Source organism: Peptoclostridium litorale DSM 5388, from assembly GCF_900141635.1.
GTDB classification, from domain to species: domain Bacteria; phylum Bacillota; class Clostridia; order Peptostreptococcales; family Peptostreptococcaceae; genus Peptoclostridium; species Peptoclostridium litorale.
This window is the reverse complement of sequence record NZ_FSRH01000002.1, coordinates 236449-256407: the sequence shown is the minus strand read 5'-3', so window position 1 is coordinate 256407 and position 19959 is coordinate 236449. Positions and strand designations below refer to the sequence as shown.

General features: G+C 40.8%; 20 protein-coding genes and 1 tRNA gene. 18 read left to right on the top strand and 3 right to left on the bottom strand.

Features of this window, described 5'->3' with window-relative positions; translation table 11 throughout:
- Nucleotides 1–7: 7 nt before the first annotated feature.
- The 11 genes from ftsW to BUQ87_RS02955 all read left to right on the top strand — a co-directional run bounded on the left by ftsW (nt 8) and on the right by BUQ87_RS02955 (nt 9430).
- A complete protein-coding gene (ftsW, locus tag BUQ87_RS03005) occupies nt 8–1147 on the top strand; it encodes a putative lipid II flippase FtsW (RefSeq protein ID WP_052636116.1) in 1140 nt (379 codons plus the stop codon).
- A 12-nt stretch (nt 1148–1159) separates the two neighbouring features.
- Complete coding sequence (murG, locus tag BUQ87_RS03000) at nt 1160–2269, top strand: undecaprenyldiphospho-muramoylpentapeptide beta-N-acetylglucosaminyltransferase (RefSeq protein WP_038264861.1); 1110 nt, start codon at nt 1160–1162, stop codon at nt 2267–2269.
- 34 nt (nt 2270–2303) lie between these two features.
- Nucleotides 2304–3050, top strand: coding sequence for a cell division protein FtsQ/DivIB (locus BUQ87_RS02995; RefSeq protein ID WP_038264863.1), 747 nt, complete (start codon nt 2304–2306; stop codon nt 3048–3050).
- Nucleotides 3037–3747, top strand: coding sequence for a DUF881 domain-containing protein (locus BUQ87_RS02990; RefSeq protein WP_052636117.1), 711 nt, complete (start codon nt 3037–3039; stop codon nt 3745–3747). Before BUQ87_RS02995 ends, BUQ87_RS02990 begins: the two co-directional genes overlap by 14 nt.
- 15 nt (nt 3748–3762) lie before the next feature.
- On the top strand, nt 3763–4476 hold the full coding sequence (locus BUQ87_RS02985; RefSeq protein ID WP_038264867.1) for a DUF881 domain-containing protein: 714 nt from the start codon (nt 3763–3765) through the stop codon (nt 4474–4476).
- 1 nt (nt 4477) lies between these two features.
- On the top strand, nt 4478–4876 hold the full coding sequence (locus tag BUQ87_RS02980) for a small basic family protein (RefSeq protein ID WP_074210020.1): 399 nt from the start codon (nt 4478–4480) through the stop codon (nt 4874–4876).
- 133 nt (nt 4877–5009) lie between these two features.
- Nucleotides 5010–6116 (top strand): cell division protein FtsZ, encoded by a 1107-nt coding sequence (gene ftsZ / locus BUQ87_RS02975; RefSeq protein ID WP_038264869.1) that lies wholly within the window; start codon nt 5010–5012, stop codon nt 6114–6116.
- A gap of 107 nt (nt 6117–6223) precedes the next feature.
- Nucleotides 6224–6682: a transcriptional regulator NrdR gene (gene nrdR, locus BUQ87_RS02970; protein ID WP_038264871.1), complete on the top strand. Its 459-nt coding sequence runs from the start codon at nt 6224–6226 to the stop codon at nt 6680–6682.
- Between the two features lie 14 nt (nt 6683–6696).
- Entirely contained in the window at nt 6697–7398 is a 702-nt protein-coding gene (pgeF, locus tag BUQ87_RS02965) for a peptidoglycan editing factor PgeF (RefSeq protein ID WP_052636118.1), read from the top strand.
- 30 nt (nt 7399–7428) lie between these two features.
- Entirely contained in the window at nt 7429–8118 is a 690-nt protein-coding gene (locus BUQ87_RS02960) for a response regulator transcription factor (RefSeq protein WP_038264876.1), read from the top strand.
- 4 nt (nt 8119–8122) lie between these two features.
- On the top strand, nt 8123–9430 hold the full coding sequence (locus tag BUQ87_RS02955; protein WP_052636119.1) for a HAMP domain-containing sensor histidine kinase: 1308 nt from the start codon (nt 8123–8125) through the stop codon (nt 9428–9430).
- A gap of 25 nt (nt 9431–9455) precedes the next feature.
- Here BUQ87_RS02955 and BUQ87_RS02950 read toward each other — a convergent pair whose 3' ends face one another.
- On the bottom strand, nt 9456–10919 hold the full coding sequence (locus tag BUQ87_RS02950; RefSeq protein ID WP_242943765.1) for a nicotinate phosphoribosyltransferase: 1464 nt from the start codon (nt 10917–10919) through the stop codon (nt 9456–9458).
- A gap of 141 nt (nt 10920–11060) precedes the next feature.
- On the opposite strand from BUQ87_RS02950, the gene BUQ87_RS02945 reads away from it, so the two are divergent.
- Complete coding sequence (locus BUQ87_RS02945; protein WP_038264879.1) at nt 11061–11729, top strand: stalk domain-containing protein; 669 nt, start codon at nt 11061–11063, stop codon at nt 11727–11729.
- 139 nt (nt 11730–11868) lie between these two features.
- On the opposite strand, the gene BUQ87_RS02940 is transcribed toward BUQ87_RS02945, so the two are convergent.
- On the bottom strand, nt 11869–12066 hold the full coding sequence (locus tag BUQ87_RS02940; protein WP_038264883.1) for a cold-shock protein: 198 nt from the start codon (nt 12064–12066) through the stop codon (nt 11869–11871).
- Between the two features lie 297 nt (nt 12067–12363).
- Between BUQ87_RS02940 and BUQ87_RS02935 the strand changes: the two genes are divergently transcribed.
- From BUQ87_RS02935 to BUQ87_RS02925, 3 genes are read left to right on the top strand one after another with little or no spacing between them, the layout of a single operon-like run.
- On the top strand, nt 12364–13608 hold the full coding sequence (locus tag BUQ87_RS02935; protein ID WP_038264887.1) for an efflux RND transporter periplasmic adaptor subunit: 1245 nt from the start codon (nt 12364–12366) through the stop codon (nt 13606–13608).
- A complete protein-coding gene (locus BUQ87_RS02930) occupies nt 13605–14288 on the top strand; it encodes an ABC transporter ATP-binding protein (RefSeq protein ID WP_038264891.1) in 684 nt (227 codons plus the stop codon). The genes BUQ87_RS02935 and BUQ87_RS02930 overlap by 4 nt, the downstream gene beginning before the upstream one ends.
- Before the next feature lie 4 nt (nt 14289–14292).
- Entirely contained in the window at nt 14293–15534 is a 1242-nt protein-coding gene (locus BUQ87_RS02925) for an ABC transporter permease (RefSeq protein ID WP_038264894.1), read from the top strand.
- Between the two features lie 37 nt (nt 15535–15571).
- Here the strand turns inward: BUQ87_RS02925 and BUQ87_RS02920 are convergent.
- A tRNA-Leu gene (locus BUQ87_RS02920) sits at nt 15572–15658 on the bottom strand.
- A gap of 184 nt (nt 15659–15842) precedes the next feature.
- On the opposite strand from BUQ87_RS02920, the gene BUQ87_RS02915 reads away from it, so the two are divergent.
- From BUQ87_RS02915 to coaE, 3 genes are all read left to right on the top strand, one after another.
- Nucleotides 15843–16538 carry an SIMPL domain-containing protein gene (locus tag BUQ87_RS02915; protein WP_038264896.1) on the top strand — a complete coding sequence of 232 codons (696 nt, stop codon included), beginning with the start codon at nt 15843–15845 and terminating at the stop codon, nt 16536–16538.
- Nucleotides 16539–16649: 111 nt separating this feature from the next.
- Entirely contained in the window at nt 16650–19307 is a 2658-nt protein-coding gene (polA, locus tag BUQ87_RS02910) for a DNA polymerase I (RefSeq protein WP_038264900.1), read from the top strand.
- 16 nt (nt 19308–19323) lie between these two features.
- Nucleotides 19324–19935, top strand: coding sequence for a dephospho-CoA kinase (gene coaE / locus BUQ87_RS02905; protein WP_242943767.1), 612 nt, complete (start codon nt 19324–19326; stop codon nt 19933–19935).
- Nucleotides 19936–19959 lie beyond the last annotated feature (24 nt).

The following is a 19959-nucleotide window of genomic DNA, read 5'->3' as shown; positions in this document are numbered from 1 at the left end:
TTTTTTGATGAGTGGGTCTCAAAAAAAAGAAGTTAAAAAAAACGGTGAGAAAAATCAAAAACAGAGGGCCAGAAGTTTTGACCAGTATATACTTTTTGCTACACTCATACTTGTTTCGATAGGGATAGTAATGGTCTTCAGTGCAAGTTATGTACAGGCCGGGAAAAGGCTGGGGGACCAGTACTATTTCTTGAAAAGAAATGTGGCATATGCTGTGATTGGAATGTTTGCACTGTTTTTCATGTCTTTCTTCAATTACAAAAAGATTGAAAAATATGCTTGGTTTTTCGCAGGTGCGTCAATACTCCTTCTTATTGCCGTTTTAACACCTCTTGGAACCAACCTAAACGGAGCGCAAAGATGGATTAGAATAGGCGGCATGACTATAATGCCGTCTGAACTGGCCAAATTCGCATCCATAGTGTTGATTGCGAAATATATAAACAGAAGGTATATAGAAAAGTCAATAGGGGGAGCTATTCTCCCTGGGATAATATGCATATCATTTTTCGGACTTGTATTTTTACAGCCTGACCTTTCCACTGCGGGTACAATAGTGATGACTGGAGTGTGCATGATGTTTGCTGCGGGCCTTCAGTGGAGATATGCATTTATAGCCGCGGGGTCGGCAATCCCTGCCGTACTCATTCTTGCGCTGAGCAGTGAATATAGGTGGAAAAGGGTCACTGGATTTATGGACCCATTCAAAGACGAACTGGGAAACAACTATCAGGTAATACAGTCCCTTTATGCGCTTGGAACGGGCGGTCTTTTCGGGCTGGGACTTGGAAGGAGCAATGAAAAATTTCTCTATATACCAGAGCCTCAAAATGATTTCATATTTGCTATAATAGGAGAAGAACTTGGATACATAGGCTGTATAATAATACTTATGCTCTATGTATTTCTGATATACAGATGCATAAAGGTTGCTATGAATGCTCCAGATTTCTTTTCATGCATGCTTGTAAGCGGAATAATATCTCAAATAGCGATTCAGATAATGATAAACATAGCGGTTGTAACATCGTCTATGCCGGCAACAGGAATGCCGCTGCCGTTTATAAGTTTTGGAGGGACATCGCTTATAATACTGATGGCTTCAATAGGCGTAGTACTCAACGTATCAAGGTATACTAAAAGATAGGAGATGGAATTTTTGAGGATCATAGTATCAGGCGGAGGAACTGGCGGACACATATATCCGGCTCTTTCTATAGCTGACAAGATAAAATCTGAAAACGAGGGCGCGAATGTGCTTTATGTGGGAACAAAAATGGGCCTTGAAAGCAAGATAGTGCCAGGTAGCGGATATGACTTTGAAACGGTAACAGTGAGCGGTTTTCAAAGAAAAATAAGTTTTGAAAACATGAAAAGGCTCATTATGTTTTTCAGGGGTATTTGGGAATCAGCATCGATAATAAGGCGATTTAGGCCTGATATTGTAATTGGAACAGGAGGATATGTGTCAGGGCCGGTTGTGTTTTGCGCGGCTATGATGAAAATTCCAACGGTTGTGCATGAACAAAATGCATTTCCAGGTATGACAAACAAGTTCCTGTCAAGGTTTGCAGACAAAGTACTGATAAGCTTTGAAGATGCGAGAAAATTTTTCAAATCGGATCGAAATGTGGAGTTTACTGGAAATCCTCTTAGAAAAGAGATAATCGATGCAAATAAGAGTGAAGCAAGGAAAAAACTTGGCATACCTTTGGATAAAAAGATGGTTCTTTCGGTAGGGGGAAGCGGTGGTTCGAGGAAAATAAACGATGCAATGCTCAGCGTAATAGGCCAGTTTTGCAATAGGGATATTGCATTTGTGCATGCAACTGGGAATGCCTATTTTGAAGGGTTTTGCAAAGAGTTTTCGGATGCGGGACTTAAAGACTATCAAATGGTAGTGCCTTATATAGATAATATGCCCGATGTACTTGCTGCATGCGATGTGGTAATCTGTAGTGCAGGGGCTATAACTCTTTCAGAGGTTACTTGCCTGGGCAAGCCCGCAATAGTAATACCAAAGGCACATACGGCAGAAAATCACCAGGAATATAACGCGAGAAGCATAGAGGAAAACGGAGCAGGCGTAATGATTCTTGAAAAGGATATAACTGCCGATTTGATAGCTCAAAACATATTCAATATAATAATGGATGAAGAGAAGCTGAATGAGATGTCGAATAAGAGCGTCCAAATGGGAATGCCGGAGGCTATAGATGTAATATATTCTGAAATTATGCGATTGAAGCAGTTGGACGAGGGTATATAGAAAGTGTTTTGAGACTCTTAAAGGATGGATAAAATTGAAAAAAAAATTTTTCTTGTTTGCGATTGCGTTTTTATTGGCCTTGTCTTCGGCATTTTATGTAGCGGTCAAATTTGGTTATTTCAATATAAAAAATATAAATGTGAATGGGCTTATCAAATTGAAAGCTGAAAATGTCATCAGCTTTTCAGGTGTTAAAAATGGCCAAAATATAATCACTGTGAAAAAATCCAAAGTCAGGGAAAGCCTTATGCAAAGTCCGTATATAAAGGATGCTTACATAGAAAAAGATTTCCCAAGCGGCATGGACATAAATATAATTGAAAGAATGGAATTTTTTTGCGTCCCTTATATGGGCGCATATATAATAATTGATGAAGAAGGCATGGCTCTTCGGGTTGAAAATGATATAAACAACTTGGACAGGCCAATACTGACGGGCATAGATCTTGATGGCTTCAAAATAGGGAACAAGATATCAATGAAGAATGAGGATATTCTTCAAAGGCTTTTAAACCTTCTCAACGCATGCCTTGGAAGCGATATACTTGAAAATATTTCGGAAATAAATATAGATGAGAAGTCTCAAATAAGGCTGCGCACATACAGAGGGATAGTAGTGCTTATAGGTGAAGGAGAGAATCTGGAGTACAAGATTCCATTTCTAAAAGAAATACTTACTGACCTATACAAGAAAAACATAAATTACGGTATAATAGATATGAAGCACAATGGTTATCCTGTGTACAGACAATATGGTGGTGAGCTTATTGAACAGAAATAAAGTTGCAATACTTCTTTTAAGTCTTTTGCTTGGGACAATGATTACCATACAGCTTAAAACCGTTGAAAGATCAACAGGGGGTCTCGTATCGTCACAAAAAGCCAGACAGCTTTCTACCGAGCTTAAAAGGCTTAAGGACAAAAAAGAGGCACTTTCGAATGAACTCTCAATGCTTGAAAGCAGGATAAGGGAATATGAGGAGTCAGAAGCGAAGGAAAATATAGTAGTTAAAAATCTGAAGGAAGACATAAAGCGATATGAAGTGCTTGCAGGGTATTCGAAAGTCAAAGGGCCGGGAGTCAAGATAGCAATAGACGTAATGGGCTCCGAGCAGGAAAGCGAAACCATAATATACAACTATGAAATGCTGCTTTCTGTCATAAACAAGCTCAATGCTTCCGGTGCAGAAGCGATATCCATAAACGGAGAAAGAATAGTTGTGAATACGGAAATACATCTATCGGCAAACAGCAGGGAGAGCATATTTATAAATGACAAGCCTGTAAAGACGCCTTTTGAAATCAGGGCGATAGGAAATCCAGATACGCTTGAAGCGGCTCTTAACATGAGATATGGAATCATGTGGGAGATAAGGCAGTATCTTGGACTCAAGACGGATGTAAGCAAGCATCAGGAAATTGAAATACCTAGAAATACTGAAAAGATACAGTTTGAGTTTTCGAAACCGGTAGAATAGACGGTAGGTGAAAAGATGAAAAATAGAATCAAGTTAAACACGACTGTTCTTTTGATGTTTATATTGGGGCTTATAACCGCGATACAGGTAAAAAGCTTCAACCCGGACAACATATTTGTGACTTTGGGGAGTATAAAAGAGCTTGAATACCAGCTGGATATGCAAAAGATAGAAATTGAAAAAATGGAAAAGCTCATACTGGAAAAAGAGCAGAATATAGCAAAATATGAGCTTGCACTCAATGAGAACGGTTCCATAAAAAACCTTATGAAAAAAGAGCTGGAAGACCTCAAGGCTTCAGTGGGGATGAAAGACCTGAGTGGGCCGGGGGTGGTAGTAAGGCTTAAAGATGGCAGCAGGGATGTTGAGTTTGGAAAAGAAAACGACATAATAGTGCACGACAAAGATGTGCTCGAACTTGTAAGTGATTTGAAAGCGGCTGGAGCAGAGGCGATCTCCATAAACGGTGAGAGGGTGATTACTACATCCGAAATAAAGTGTGCGGGACCCACAATAACCATAAACAAGTCGACATACGGCCAGCCTTTTGTAATCAAGGCGACAGGAAATCCTTTGCACCTTGAAGCAGCAGTAAGGGCGCCGGGTTCATACGCATATATACTAAAGGAAGTATGGGGCATAGATGTACAGACGCAGGTCTCAGATAACATGAGTATTCCCCAATATAACGGTGATGTTTATTTCAGATATATAGAAGAAGGTGATTGATTTGATTATTGCGTTAGTTGGACTTTTACTTGGGGTTTTAGTTGGGTATTATATACCTGTAACATATCCTGAAAGTTATTCGCTTTATATTTCAGTGGCAATACTTGCATCGCTTGACTCTGTGTTTGGAGCAATAAGAGCAAGCCTTGAAGGCAATTATAATAATTCAATATTTATTACAGGCTTTTTTACCAATTCTATACTTGCAGGCTTTTTGGCTTACCTTGGAGATAAGCTTGGAGTGCCTCTTTACTATGCACCTATAATAGTGTTTGGAGGAAGGTTGTTCCAAAATTTTGCTGCTATTAGAAGGGCTGTGCTTAGCAAGATATCGCAAAGAAAAAGCAGGGGGCTTAAAAAAAATGAAATTGGAGAGATTTTGGAGAGGCCTGCCGAATAGACTGACAAGGTGAAAAAAGTATAAACGCATTTGGTAAATTTATGATAATATTATATGTATAAAAATTATTAATAATTGGAAAAGTTGTCGAGAAATAGTAAATTCATAATAAGCATGGTGAGGAGGAACCTTGATGATACAATTTGATGTGGGAATGGATGAATTTGCACAAATAAAGGTTATAGGCGTGGGCGGCGGAGGTAACAATGCTGTGAACAGGATGATAGAAGGACAGCTTAAGGGAATAGAGTTTATAGCTATCAATACGGATAGACAGGCTCTGCATACCTCAAAGGCGGAACAAAAAATACAGGTTGGGGAAAAGCTTACAAGGGGACTTGGAGCAGGAGCCAATCCAGATATAGGGAAAAAGGCTGCTGAAGAGAGCAGAGAAGATATACAAAGATCGCTTGAAGGTGCCGACATGGTGTTTGTAACTGCAGGAATGGGTGGCGGAACAGGTACAGGAGCTGCTCCCGTAGTTGCTGAAGTGGCAAAGGAAATGGGAATACTTACAGTAGGTGTAGTGACAAAGCCGTTTACTTTTGAAGGAAAGAGAAGACAAAATCACGCAAGGATAGGCATAGAAGCGCTAAAGGAAAAGGTGGACACTCTCATCACAATACCTAACGACAGGCTGCTGCAGGTGGCGGAGAAGAGAACTTCAATGCTTGAGGCTTTCAAAATAGCAGACGACGTGTTAAAACAGGGTGTTCAGGGTATTTCGGATCTTATAGCTGTTCCGGGTCTTGTGAATCTTGACTTTGCGGACGTTCAAACGATAATGAAGGAACAGGGGTTAGCCCATATGGGAATAGGTACTGCAAGTGGAGAAAACAGGGCTGTAGATGCCGCAAAGCAGGCTATACAAAGTCCCCTGTTGGAAACTTCCATAAAGGGAGCTAAAGGAGTTCTTCTTAACATAACTGGAGGAGCAGACCTGGGCCTGTTTGAAGTCAATGAAGCGGCAACCCTTGTACAAGAATCTTCAGATGAAGATGCAAATATAATATTTGGAGCCGTAATAGACGAAAACCTGCAGGACGAGATAAGAATAACTGTAATAGCCACAGGTTTTGAATCTGGAAATGGACATAAGATAGAAGAAAAGAAAGAAATTAAGGAAGAAGTTAAGGAAGAGGAAAATGTGCAGCAGGCACAAGTCCAGGTAGATAAAGAAGCAAAACAGGAAGAAGAAGGAAACTTCAACATACCGACGTTTTTAAGAAGAAGAAGATAGTTTCTATCTTCTTTTTTTATTTCAAAAAAGAATGAAAGGGCGGATTTTGCAATAATATGTTAAAATTGTAGTGTGAAGGTTTACAATTGTATATTTGGAGGTATATTATGAAATGTCCATATTGTGGATTTATGCAGTCTAAAGTTATAGATTCAAGGCCTACGGACGAAGGGTGTTCAATAAGGAGACGTAGGGAATGTGACGACTGTAAAAAAAGGTTTACAACATATGAAAAGATAGAAGACGTTCCTGTGATGGTTGTAAAAAAAGAAGGAACAAGGCAGATATTCAACAGGAACAAAATAATTAATGGTATGCTTAGAGCTTGTGAAAAGAGGCCGGTTTCAACGGAAAGTGTTGAAAAGGCTGTTGCAGATATTGAAAACAGTTTAAATTCAAGTGGCGTTAGGGAGGTACTCAGCGAAAAGATAGGCGAGATGGTCATGGAAAAGCTCAAAATGCTTGATGAAGTGGCATATGTGAGGTTTGCTTCTGTGTACAGACAGTTTAAGGATATAAATACTTTTTATGAGGAGCTTGAAAAGATACTTAAGGAGAAAAAATAACGCGGGGTGGAAAATTGAACTACTACGAAGGCAGGGATTTTGAACTGAAAAGCGGAATAAGGGTTTTCTTTTCGGATTCAGAGGTGAACATGAAAAACCCGCATGATATAAGCCGCTTTTGCAAGGCATGCAGTATAAATGAAAAAAGGCTTACACATGTGAAGCAGGTTCACGGGACTGAAGTTGTGAAAATAAATGAAGGTGCGGTCAAAAGCATTTGTGAGGGAGATGCCATAGTTACAGATATTGAAGACACTCCCATAATGATATATGTCGCAGACTGTGTGCCCGTGGCGATAATAGACGATGTAAAAAAGGTCGTAGGACTTGCACACTGCGGCTGGAAGGGCACATATGGAAGGATTTCACAGGGACTTATAGATGTGATGGTAGATGAATACGACAGCAAAATAGAGGACCTCAAGTGCATAATAGGACCTTCTATAGGGCCTTGCTGCTATGAGGTGGACGAGGAGCTTGCACAAAGATTTAACTTGGAGTTTACAAATTGTGACTCGAAGTTTTATATAGTGGATGAAGGAAGGCATTATTTGGACCTTTGGAAGATAAATAGGCTAATACTTGAGGAAAAGGGTGTCCCTGCAATCAATATAACAGATGCTGTCCAGTGTACCTGCTGCACTAAAGGAAGGTTCCATTCGTACAGGTGCGATGGAAAAACATCCAAAAGGATGGCTCTTATAGCTCAAATATGATTTTGAAATTTAGTATTTGGAGGAGAATATATGAACAAAAGGGTCTTGGTAATAGATGATGAAGAACATATAGTGGAACTTATAAAATTCAACCTGGAGCTCAATGAATTTGACGTAGAGGCTGAATATGACGGTCTGGAAGGATATATAAAGGTCAAGCAGACAAAGCCGGACCTTGTGCTTTTGGACCTTATGCTTCCGGGAATAGATGGCATGGAGGTCTGCAAAAGGATAAGGGCGGACAAGGATATAAGCGGGACCCCCATAATAATGCTTACTGCGAAGAATATGGAGGACGACAAGATAAAAGGGCTTGACGTTGGAGCGGACGACTATATAACCAAGCCCTTCAGCGTAAATGAACTTGTGGCCAGGGTCAATGCGGTTCTTAGAAGGTATGAAAAGAACAAGGTTAATGAAGCGGACTCAATAGAGATAGACGAGATAAAAATAGACCTCAAAAACTACGAGGTATACAAGAATGGGAAAAAGATAGACCTTACGCTAAAGGAATTCGAGCTTTTAAAGCTGCTGGCTCAAAACAGGGGCCAAGTGCTCTCTAGAAACTCACTTCTGGACAAGATATGGGGATATGAATACTTTGGAGAGACAAGGACAGTGGATGTTCACATAAGGCATCTGAGAAAGAAGATAGAGGATAATGACAAAAAGCCCAAGTATATTGAAACCGTAAGAGGCGTGGGATATAAGTTCAAGTAGGGAGATGGACGACATAATGGACAGAGGTTTTATAAACGTAGATGACTTGTATTTGATAATAATGTTTCTAGTCATACTTCTCAGTCTGACTGTCAGATATCTTATGGTTTTGAGAAGACATTTAAAGTCCATAATGAATGCGGCGGACAGTGTGAGCAAGGGTGATTTTTCGGTTGAACTTGATAGTGATGCTACCGGAGAGCTTGGAAGGCTCGCATACAATTTCAACTACATGGTAAAAAAGATTAAAAACAACATAGTTGAACTCGAAGACAAGAACATAAAGCTCAAGGCAATACTAAAGAGCATATCAAATGGAATCATAGCCATAGACAACCGCGAAAATGTAATGCTCATGAACCAGAAGGCTCAAAAGTTGTTTTCGTATGAAGGCGATGACTTTGAACAAAAGAATTTCGAAAAAGTGGTGAAAGGTGAGCCTTTTTTTGAGGCTATAAAGGAAGTGATGGGATATGGAGAGAGAAAAAAACTTGTGGTAGAAGATGAAAATGGAAACTACTACAAGATAAAATCTGACCCCATAAAGCTGCATGATGAAAAGGATCTCACAATAGGTGCAATAATAAACATAGAGGACATAACACAGAGAAAGAGGCTTGAGAAGATAAGGTCTGACTTTGTTGCCAATGTAACGCACGAGCTAAAGACGCCTCTTACATCCATAAGCGGATTTGTAGAAACTCTAAAGGGAAATGAAAATATAGACATAGCGGTGAGAAACAGATTCCTCAATATTATAGATATGGAGACTGACAGACTCAGAAATCTCATAGATGACATACTCACCCTGTCATTCATTGAAAACAATGAGAATAAAAAGGGCGAAAGCTTCACGATGGTGAACGTATGGGATGTTTACAAAGAGGTATTTGACATGATAAGTCCATTTGCACAAAAAAAGAGCATTCAAATATCAGAACGCTTTGAAAATAAGGAAATAACTATACTGTCGAATCCGGACTATATAAAGCAACTGCTTTTAAATCTCATAGACAATGCGGTGAAATACACTCCGGAAGAAGGCAATGTGATTGTTACGGTTGAGGAAGATGAGCAGCACATCCATATAAAGGTCAAAGACAGCGGCATAGGAATACCTCAGAAAGACATACCTAGGATATTTGAAAGGTTCTACAGGGTTGAAAAGGCAAGAAGCAGAAGGATAGGAGGAACGGGCCTTGGGCTTGCGATAGTAAAGCACATAGTGCTCTCGCTTAACGGGAAAATACATGTTGAAAGCAAAGTTAATGAAGGAAGCGAATTCATAATAGACATAGAAAAGCCGCAGTGATAACGCTGCGGCTTTTCTATGTCTATTATGTGCTTGAATGTTTGCCTATAAGGCTGTTTTTAAGGTTCCAAAGATTTTCTGACAGGTTGACGTAGTATCTGTGGGGATTTTCAAACCTCTTGATTTCCGGCCAAAGCCTTGAGATCTGCTCGTTTGAGTATTCCTTTATCTTGTCGACTGATGGAGAGTCGTATACCAGCCTTCCATTTTCGAATATCCTGTGGAGAAGGGGAACTGCAGTGAAGTTTCTAACTGTGCTTTTTTTCCAGGGGAAGAGCGGGTCGAACAGATTGTATGGGACGCTGCTGTCTATAGATTCGTCAAAAAGTGTGATTATATCGGCTATAGCATTTTGGTTTCCATTTGAATACAGTCTGAACAGGTTTTTAGAGCCGGGGTTTGTAATTTTTTCGACGTTGTTGCTGACCTTTATCCTCGGAATAACTTCGCCGTCTTTTTCAACTGCAGATAGTTTGTAAACCCCTCCGAATACAGGATCGGATTTCGATGTTATGAGCCTTTCGCCGACACCGAATGAATCTATGGGAGCGCCTTGTATGAGAAGGTCCCTTATTATGTTCTCGTCGAGAGAACTTGATATTATTATGCGGCAGTCCTCGAATCCTGCATTGTTGAGCATCTTTTTGGCTTCTTTTGAAAGATACGCAAGGTCGCCGCTGTCTATTCTTATTCCAGTGGGCCTGAATCCTCTTGGAACTATTTCCTCGTTGAATACTTTTATCGCATTTGGAACTCCGGACTTAAGAACATTGTAAGTGTCTACGAGAAGCAGGCAGTTCTCAGGGTATGCGCGGGCATAGCTCCTGAATGATTCGATTTCATCGTCAAACAGCTGGACCCAGCTGTGAGCCATTGTGCCTACAGCGGGAATGCCAAAAAGCTGCTCGGCTATTGTGCACGACGTAGCCACCGCACCGCCTATGAATGCGGCCCTTGCTCCGTATATTGCGGCGTCCGATCCGTGAGCGCGCCTTGAGCCGAATTCTATGACCGCCCTTTCTCCCGCGGCCCGCACAATCCTATTTGTTTTTGTTGCTATAAGACTCTGGTGGTTTATAGTCAAAAGAAGCATCGTCTCTATAAACTGGGCCTGTATTATGGGCCCTCTAACCTTTACAACAGGTTCATTTGGGAATATTGGAGTGCCTTCACTTACTGCCCATACGTCGCATTTGAACTCGAAGTTCTTGAGATAGTCCAAAAATCCTTCTGAAAACTGTCTTTTGCTCCTCAAAAATTCAATATCTTCTTTGGAAAAGCTGAGATCATTGAGATATCCTATAAGCTGCTCGAGTCCCGCGGCTATTGCAAAACCGCCGCCATCTGGCACCCTTCTGAAAAACATATCGAAATATGCTATTTTATCTTCAAAGCCATTTTCAAAATAACCGTTTGCCATGGTAAGTTCATAAAAATCTGTAAGCATGCTCAGGTTTCGCTGCATGCTGTTTATTTTGGTATAAGACATATTCATCCCACCTATGTTTTTATTTATGATTTACCATTTCTAGGGCTTTTCTAAACACTCCAATTAATTATTTAGGCCTGCGTATATATGGATATAAATAAAAGAAAGAGATGAATTAGGGCATTTGAGGGGGGATGTATATTGAAAAAATATATTTTGACTACGGCAATAGTATTTGTAATATCGGCATGCAGCATATATTCAGCGGAAACAGCAGGTGAGTTTAATGGTTTTCCGACAGTAAACATAAATTATAATGGCGAGAAGGTTAAGGGAGATATTCCTGCGGTGAATTTTTATGGGAATACAATGGTTCCTATAAGAGGGATAAGCGAGATTTTTGGGGCTCTTGTGGAGTGGAATGGTGCAGAAAGTACAGTCGAGATAAAAAAGCCCCATATAGACATGATACTGTGCGACTACTACGGGGAGGCCTCCTCATTTGAAAATGCGGTTGAGATAGAGGATTCATATGGTAGGAGCCTTATTGTGGACAAGATAATAGGCAATCCATTCAGCAAATTCGAGGTCGGCACATATACGTTCAACGCATATTTCGATGTGAGCGGACTTGAAGGCGGCAAGGAGTATGTGGACAGGGTAATGATAGTAGATCCCGAAGGCAACGTTATATACAACACCACTGAAAGTCAGCCATATACGCTGGATAAAGAGCAGACTGGCTATATATACACTCTTGGCTTTGAAAGCGTATTGTTTGGCAGGCCGGGGATATACAAGTTTTTGTTCCAATTCAAGCGAGGGGAACAGTTTGTGACGGTGTATGAAAGGGGAGTGGAGGTTTATTAGAATATAGGTATTGGATGATTGAACTGTAAAAGCACCTTCGCACGTCGAAGGTGCTTTTGAATTTAGACCCGATATGATAAAAAATCAAATAAAAAAGGACATGAATTTTATATTCATGTCCTTGATATGCTATATAGAATTATATGCTTACTATATTCTCGGCTTGAGGTCCTTTTGCACCTTGAGCTAGATCGAAAGTAACTCTTTCGCCTTCTTCTAGTGTTTTGAAACCGTCTTTTTGGATTTGAGAGAAGTGTGCAAAAATATCTACGCCGTCTTCTCCTGTTATAAATCCAAATCCTTTATCTGCATTAAACCATTTTACTGTACCGTTCATAATCGATACCTCCAAATTTTATTTTCTTAAAACACTTCGTACAAAGTAAATCAATTTAAAAACTTAGAGTTAATACGATTAATACCGACACAATTCTAATTTTATTTTTAAATTCAAATATTTTCTACAAACTTTAATTAAGACTCCCTTAAGGATATCATATTTTATCAAATATAGCAAATATTTATATTCATTTATACTGTGAATAATCCTGAATGGGTATAGAATATGAAATAATAGGGCACCAATTGGGGTATTATCATCAGTAAGTGAACTGTGGAGCAGGGAGGTGCTTTTATGAAAAGATTTAAAGGGAAGAAATTCATTATATTTATTTCGATACTTTTAATAGCAGTTTTAGTCATATACTTTATGATTCGGATGAATATTGAAAGTGCTGTCAAGGAAGTAGAAAAGCTGACTGTTAAAAAATCAGAAATAACTTCAGATATGATATTGAGCGGCACAATTAGGTCCGGAGATGAGGTTGAGATAAATTCAGAACTTGAGGATGCCATAAAGGCTGTATATGTAGAGGAAGGACAAGTGGTTAAAAAAGGACAGGCACTTGCAGCCCTTGAAACAGATGCGCTTAGAAATAAGCTTGAGTCTTCAAGTATAGACCTTGACATAGCCCAAAAAGAACTGCAGGACAGCATAGAGGATACCACTATATTTAGGCTGGAAAAAGATGTGCAAAATAAAGAGCTGGAGCTTGAAATTGTAAAGAAAGACTACGAAAACGCAATAGGTCTTTATGAAAACGACGTCATAAGTAAAAATGGACTTGATGAAAATGAAAAAAAATACCTGTCATCTAAAAATGCATATGAAATTGCGCTTAAAGAACTTGAAGACGAAAAAAGGGGCAGCAACAGGCAGATAAAGCAGATGCAGGTGAGAAAAAGAGAGCTCGATTTTAAGCTTGCAGGAGAACAACTTGAAGATGCAACAATAATAAGCCCTATAGATGGGACTATAGTATATTCAAACTGCAAAGTTGGAATTGACGCAAGAGACCAAAGACCAATGTTTGTAGTCCATAATCTTCAAATGCTTCAAGTACACGCGAATGTCAACCAGTTTGAAATACACAAGGTGAAAATAGGACAAAGTGCAGCTATAACGGGAGATGCTTTCCCGGAAAAGAGCCTTAAAGGAAGGGTATCGTATATTGCTCCCAGCGCAAGGACCGACAGCGGCCAAGGAGAAAAAGACGTCCTTGTCAAGGTGGATATAATAGATCCGCCAGAGGGGATAAAGACTGGATTTTCCGCAGATGTGGACATAGTGACAGATAAAAAGGAAGAAGCCATTATCGTTCCGTATGAGGCACTTTTCCAAAATCCGGACGGCAAATACGTTGTATTCAAAATTGAAGGTGACAGAATCGAGGAGGTGGCTGTAGAGCTTGGAATAGAGGGAGACCTTGAAGTGGAGATAATAGGAGAAGGTATTGGGGAGCTGGACGAGGTTGCTTTAAATCCAGACGAGTCATTTGTTGACGGCATGAAGGTTAGAATAAAAGGTGAATCCAAATGATAAGAATGGTAGATATTGAAAAGGTTTATGAGACGGGGAAAATAAGGGTCGAGGCCCTTAAAAAAATAAACATTGAGATATCAGATGGCGAATTTGTCGCAATAATGGGCCCTTCGGGCTCGGGAAAATCAACACTGATGAACATACTGGGATGCCTTGACAAAGCCACAACGGGAGAATATTATCTCGATGATATGCAGGTGAGCAGTCTGTCTGAAAATAGGCTTGCTCAGCTAAGAAACAGAAAAATAGGTTTTGTATTCCAGACATTTAATCTCATACCAAGAACATCCGCCTTCAAAAATATTGAACTGCCAATGATATATGCAGGAAAAAAGAGGGGCTTCATGAGAGAGAGGACACTTGCGCTTCTTGGAAAGGTCGGGCTTTCGGACAGAGCTGGCCACATGCCAAGCGAGCTTTCTGGAGGAGAAAGGCAAAGAGTAGCCATAGCAAGGGCGCTTGCAAATGAACCTTCATTAATACTAGCAGATGAACCCACGGGAAACCTTGATACGAAGTCAGGATATGAGATAATGGATATTTTTTCAAAGCTAAACGAAGAAGGCAAGACAATTGTAATAGTAACTCATGAAATGGAGATAGCTCAATACTGCAAAAGAGTATTAAGGTTTCGGGATGGAATGATAGTACAGGACGAGCTTATAAAAAGAGGGTGAGCCTATGAACATATTTGAAACCTTTAGAGTGGCAATGTCTAGCATATGGGCAAACAAGATGAGGTCATTCCTTACTATGCTTGGCATAATAATAGGCATAGCTTCAGTAATTACAATAATGGCTCTTGGACAGGGGAGCCAGGAGAGGATCGGCCAGGAGTTTGAAACCTTTGGCGTGAACAGGTTATTTATAAGCCTCAACTGGCAAAATGAAAATGTAGACATTATGAGGGATGGCTTTACTGATTCGGACATAGAGGTTATAAGCAGCGTTTTTTCGGAAGATATAGTTGCAGCAAGTCCAAGGGTGGATGCGCAGGCGGAGGTCAAGACCAGGAAAACAACAGAAAGGGTCGACGTTAGAGGTGTGTATGAAAATTACAATGTGATAGAAGACGTAAACCTTATAAAGGGCAGATTCATTAAAAAAGAGGATATGCTATCACAAAGGCGGGTTGCAGTGATAGATAAAAGCCTTTCGAAAAACGTATTCAACAATGAAAACCCACTTGGGAAACAGCTTAATGTTGATATTGGAGGCAAGAAAGTCAACCTTACAATTATTGGGATATACGAAAAGCCTGAATCAGTTTTTGAACAACTCGCTCAGACATTGGGTGCGGTTCCCTCGACTACATTATATTGTCCTGTTACGACACTTAAAAACTTAATTGATTCTCCGTCGAAATACTTTTCATTTGAAGTATCGGTAAGGAGGACAGAAGAAGCCGACTTAATAAAAAACAGGATAGTGAATTTCATAAAAAAAAGAAAGATGAAAAGCGATATCCAAGGGGAAGAATACTACGTTGGAGTTAGCGCAATTGAGCAGATGCAGCAGCTTGATATTGTACTTGGAGTAATATCGACTGTTATGGGTGCGATAGCAGCAATATCACTTGTAGTTGGAGGCATAGGGATAATGAATATAATGCTTGTATCTGTAACGGAAAGGACACGAGAAATAGGAATAAGAAAGGCTATTGGCGCCACCAAGAGAAGTATACTTATGCAGTTCCTGGTAGAATCAATGATAATATCAGGAATAGGAGGAATAGCAGGCACGCTTTTTGGTGTGGGAGTTGCAGCAGTAGCCGGCCGTATTATGGGATTTGAGGGAAGCGTAAATATTGCTATTGTAATAATTGCTGTTTCATTTTCATGTGGAGTAGGTATATTTTTTGGGATATACCCTGCAAACAAGGCTGCGAATATGGATCCTATCGAGGCATTGAGATACGAGTAATTGAAAAAACCAAGACTGTTGAAAGTCTTGGTTTTGATGGTGCCGAAGACGGGGGTCGAACCCGTACGGTATTGCTACCACAGGATTTTGAGTCCAGCGCGTCTGCCAATTCCACCACTTCGGCATGTTATTAAAATGTGTTTGCCACAAGAAACATAATAACATAAAAAGGATACTATTTCAATATGTTTTATGCATTTTTTGGATAAATAAAAATAAGCCTTTAAAATTAAAAAATTTTTTCGGGAACTTTTTTAAGGGGTAGAGAGTCTATATGGTGTAAACAATAAAAACGGGGAGGAATTAAAATGAAAAAACTTATAGCTTCACTATTTATTGTACTGCTTATGATAAGCGGAGTGGCATGTGCGCAGGAAGAACCGCAAAGGGTTATAACGGTAAGCGGTGCGGGAGAGGTTTCGGCTGTTCCTGACCAGGCAAGCGTGAACTTCAGCGTCGACACGGTTAATAAGAATGCCCAAAATGCAGTTGACGAGAACAACGCCATAGTGAGCAAGTTTAAGGCGACGCTTTTGGATATTGGCATAGAGGGGAAGGACATAAAGACTACATCGTACAATTTCTTCAAGGACTATGACTATTCAAGTGAAAAGGGAGAGCGAATATTTGTGGGCTACAGGCTTGTAAACAGCTTCGAGGTGAAAATAGATGAAATAGACGACGTGGCGGCGGTACTCAACAAGGCTGTTGAAAATGGAATCACAGGAATGAACGGTGTGCATTTTTCTGTGAGCAACAGGGAAGAGCTTTACAACGAGGCGCTTAAAAAAGCTGTTGCAAACGGAAGCCAAAAGGCAGAGAGCCTTGCGCAGGCCCTTGGGGCTACTATAAAGTCTCCGGCCAGAGTTGTGGAGTCGGGATATGCTGTGCCTATTGAACGTGCAGTATACATGGAAAAGAGCGTGGCGGCAATGGACAGCGCTGTAATATCCGAGGGAGAGCTTACAATAAAGGCGTCGGTTACAATGGAATACACTTACTAATTAGCAAATTGATTTTGTGCATCAATATTAAACAGGGACCCTTTCTGAAGGGTCCTTTTTATTATATAATTAACTATGTATACACAGCATTTAAACTTAGGAGATGAACAAATGACAAAGAGATTAGTTATAATAGATGGAAACAGCCTTATAAACAGGGCGTATTACGCTCTCCCGGAGCTTATGAACAAGGACGGGCTCCATACGAACGCGCTCTATGGATTCACGACCATGCTGTTTAAGATAATGGACAACTACGAGCCTACGCATATGAGCGTTGCATTCGACCTCAAGGCGCCAACTTTCAGGCATAAGGCATACAGCGAGTACAAGGCACACAGAAAAGGGATGCCGGATGAGCTGAGAGAGCAGATGGCACCGCTTAAGGAGCTTCTTGACGCATTCAAAATACACAGGCTAGAGCTTGAGGGCTTCGAGGCGGACGACATAATAGGAACTGTGGCCAGGGAGGCTGAAAGGGAAGGGTTTGAAGTCTTCATAGTTACGGGAGACAAGGATGCACTACAGCTTGCAAGCGCCAACGTGAAAATACTTATAACAAAAAAGGGAATATCTGAGCTTGAGGAATACGACGGCGATGCTATCGTTGAAAAGTTTGGAATAACGCCAAACCAGCTTATAGACCTCAAGGGGCTTATGGGCGACAAGTCGGACAACATACCTGGTGTTCCGGGAATAGGCGAGAAGACGGGAATAAAGCTGATAAAGGAATATGGAAGCGTTGAAAACCTCATTCAAAACACGGAAGATCTTAAGGGCAAGATGAAGGAGAAGCTAGAGGAGAATGTCCAGTTGGCTGTAATAAGCAAGAAGCTGGCGAAAATAGTTACGGACATACCTGTTGAATTCGACATAGAGGGACTGGAAATGAAAGGATTTGACAGGGAGCAGGTGCTGAGGCTTTTCAACCTGTTTGAATTCAGCAGTCTTGTAAAAAGGTTTGGGGAAGCTGGAAAGGCTGAAGAAGACGTCAACATAGAACCTTCTACGCTGAGCATTGTAAATGCGGACGAAAAGGGTATTAAAGAATTCGTGGGAAATGTGAATGAGAAAGGATATGTATACCTGAAAAGCGTATCCAAAGGCGCAAATATAGCCGACAAGGAGCTAATAGGAATTTTCATGAGCATTGACGGCGAAGAAATGCTGAAAATAAATTCGGAAAAAGACATAATGGCGATGAAGGGAGTGCTTGAATCCCCTGAAATCGAAAAATACGGATACAAGCTCAAGGACGACTATATAAATCTTAGGCCTTACGGAGTATGTATTGAGAACATGAAATTTGATATATCTGTAGCAGAGTACATAATAGATTCTGCAAGCTCGGCCTATGAGCACGAGAACATATCAAGCAAGCATTTTGGAAAGCTCATAAAGTCACAGGAGGAGCTTCTTGGGAAAGGCAAAAAGGCAAGGCTTTTCGAGGAAGTTGAGCCGGATGAGCTGAGCAATTATTTTGGAGCCATAATAAACCTTGTAAGCAGGGTGAAGCCTTTGCAGGAAGAAGAGATAGCAAAAAATGAAATGGAAGAGCTCTTCTATGACGTCGAAATGCCCCTTGTTGAGGTTCTTGGCAACATGGAATACGAGGGCATCAAGGTGGACCGGGATATCCTCCTTGAGCTCAAGGAGGAGTTTGCCGCAGACATAGAGCAGCTTGAAAAGAAGATATACGAGCATGCGGGAGAAAAGTTCAACATAAACTCGCCTAAGCAGCTTGGGGTGATACTCTTTGAAAAGCTGGACCTTCCGCCTACGAAAAAGACCAAGACGGGATATTCCACTAACGCCCAGGTGCTTGAAAAGCTAAGTGCCAAGCATCCCATAATAGACCTCATTTCCGAATATAGGCAGATAGTGAAGCTTCAGTCCACTTATGTAGACGGGCTTTTGGGAATAATAAACGAAAAGACAGGCAGGATTCACTCTTCCTTCAACCAGACCATAACCACAACAGGAAGGATATCCTCGACCGAGCCTAACCTCCAAAACATACCTGTAAGGCTTGAACTTGGAAGAAAGCTCAGAAAGGTGTTCATAGCAAAAGAGGACTGCGTGTTCACTGATGCGGACTATTCTCAGATAGAGCTCAGGATACTTGCCCACATATGCGACGATGAAAAGCTCAAGGACGCGTTCATAAAGGAGCAGGACATACATTCGAGAACGGCATCCGAGGTGTTCAGGGTTCCCATAGAAGAGGTTGACAGGCAAATGAGGGGAGCGGCAAAAGCCGTAAACTTTGGAATAATATACGGGATAAGCGATTTCGGGCTTTCAAAGAACCTGGGTATACCTGTTAAAAAAGCCAAGGAATATATAACCGGCTATCTGGACAGATATGAAAATGTCAGAAAATACATGGATGACATAGTTGAGTATGCAAAAGATAACGGCTATGTCCTGACGCTTATGAACAGGAGAAGGTATATACCGGAGCTAAGATCGAGCAACTTCATTCTTAAAAATTTGGGCAAAAGGCTTGCCATGAATACGCCTATACAGGGAAGTGCGGCCGACATAATAAAAATAGCCATGGTGAATGTGCACAAAAAGCTGAGGGAAAAGGGACTGAGGTCTCAGCTTATACTGCAGGTGCACGATGAACTCATAATAGAGACGTATGCCGAGGAAAAGGATGTGGTTGAAGAAATACTTAGGAGTGAAATGGAAGGCGCCATGAATCTGGCGGTTCCGCTTAAGGTTGACCTAAGCAGCGCAAGCTCGTGGTATGACGCAAAATAGCAATGGATTGGAAAAGGTGGAGTATATGAGGCTCATAGGACTTACAGGCTCTATAGGAACAGGGAAAAGCACGGTTTCCAAAATGCTCAGTGAAAGGGGCATTGAAGTGATAGATGCCGATGCCATCTCAAGGCGCATTTCAGAAGTTGGAAATGAAGGGTACAATAAGATTGTGGAATTGTTTGGAAAAGGTGTCCTCGGCGACGACAAGAGCCTGGACAGGAAAAAAATAGGCAGTATTGTATTTTCGAACAGGGCAGAGCTCAAAAGGCTAAATGATGCAATGCACCCCATAATAGTGAGAGAGATAGAAAAGAGGGTTAAGGAGCTGGATATGGATGGGCATGATATTGCGGTGCTCGATGCGCCCCTTTTGATTGAAACCGGCTTAAATGAATCTGTAGATTTTGTACTTTTGATTGTGTGCAGTGAAGAGATTCAGCTTGACAGGATACAAAAAAGGGACGGGCTAGACAGAAAACAGGCAGAGGGCAGAATAAGAAACCAGATGGAGCAAGATGCGAAGAGGGAATATGCCGATTATGTAATCGACAATTCGAAGGATATTCACAGTCTTGAAGATGAGGTGGAGAAATTTCTTGAGTATTATGGAGGATTTGGGAGTTGAGACTTAAAAAGAACAAATTTCTAT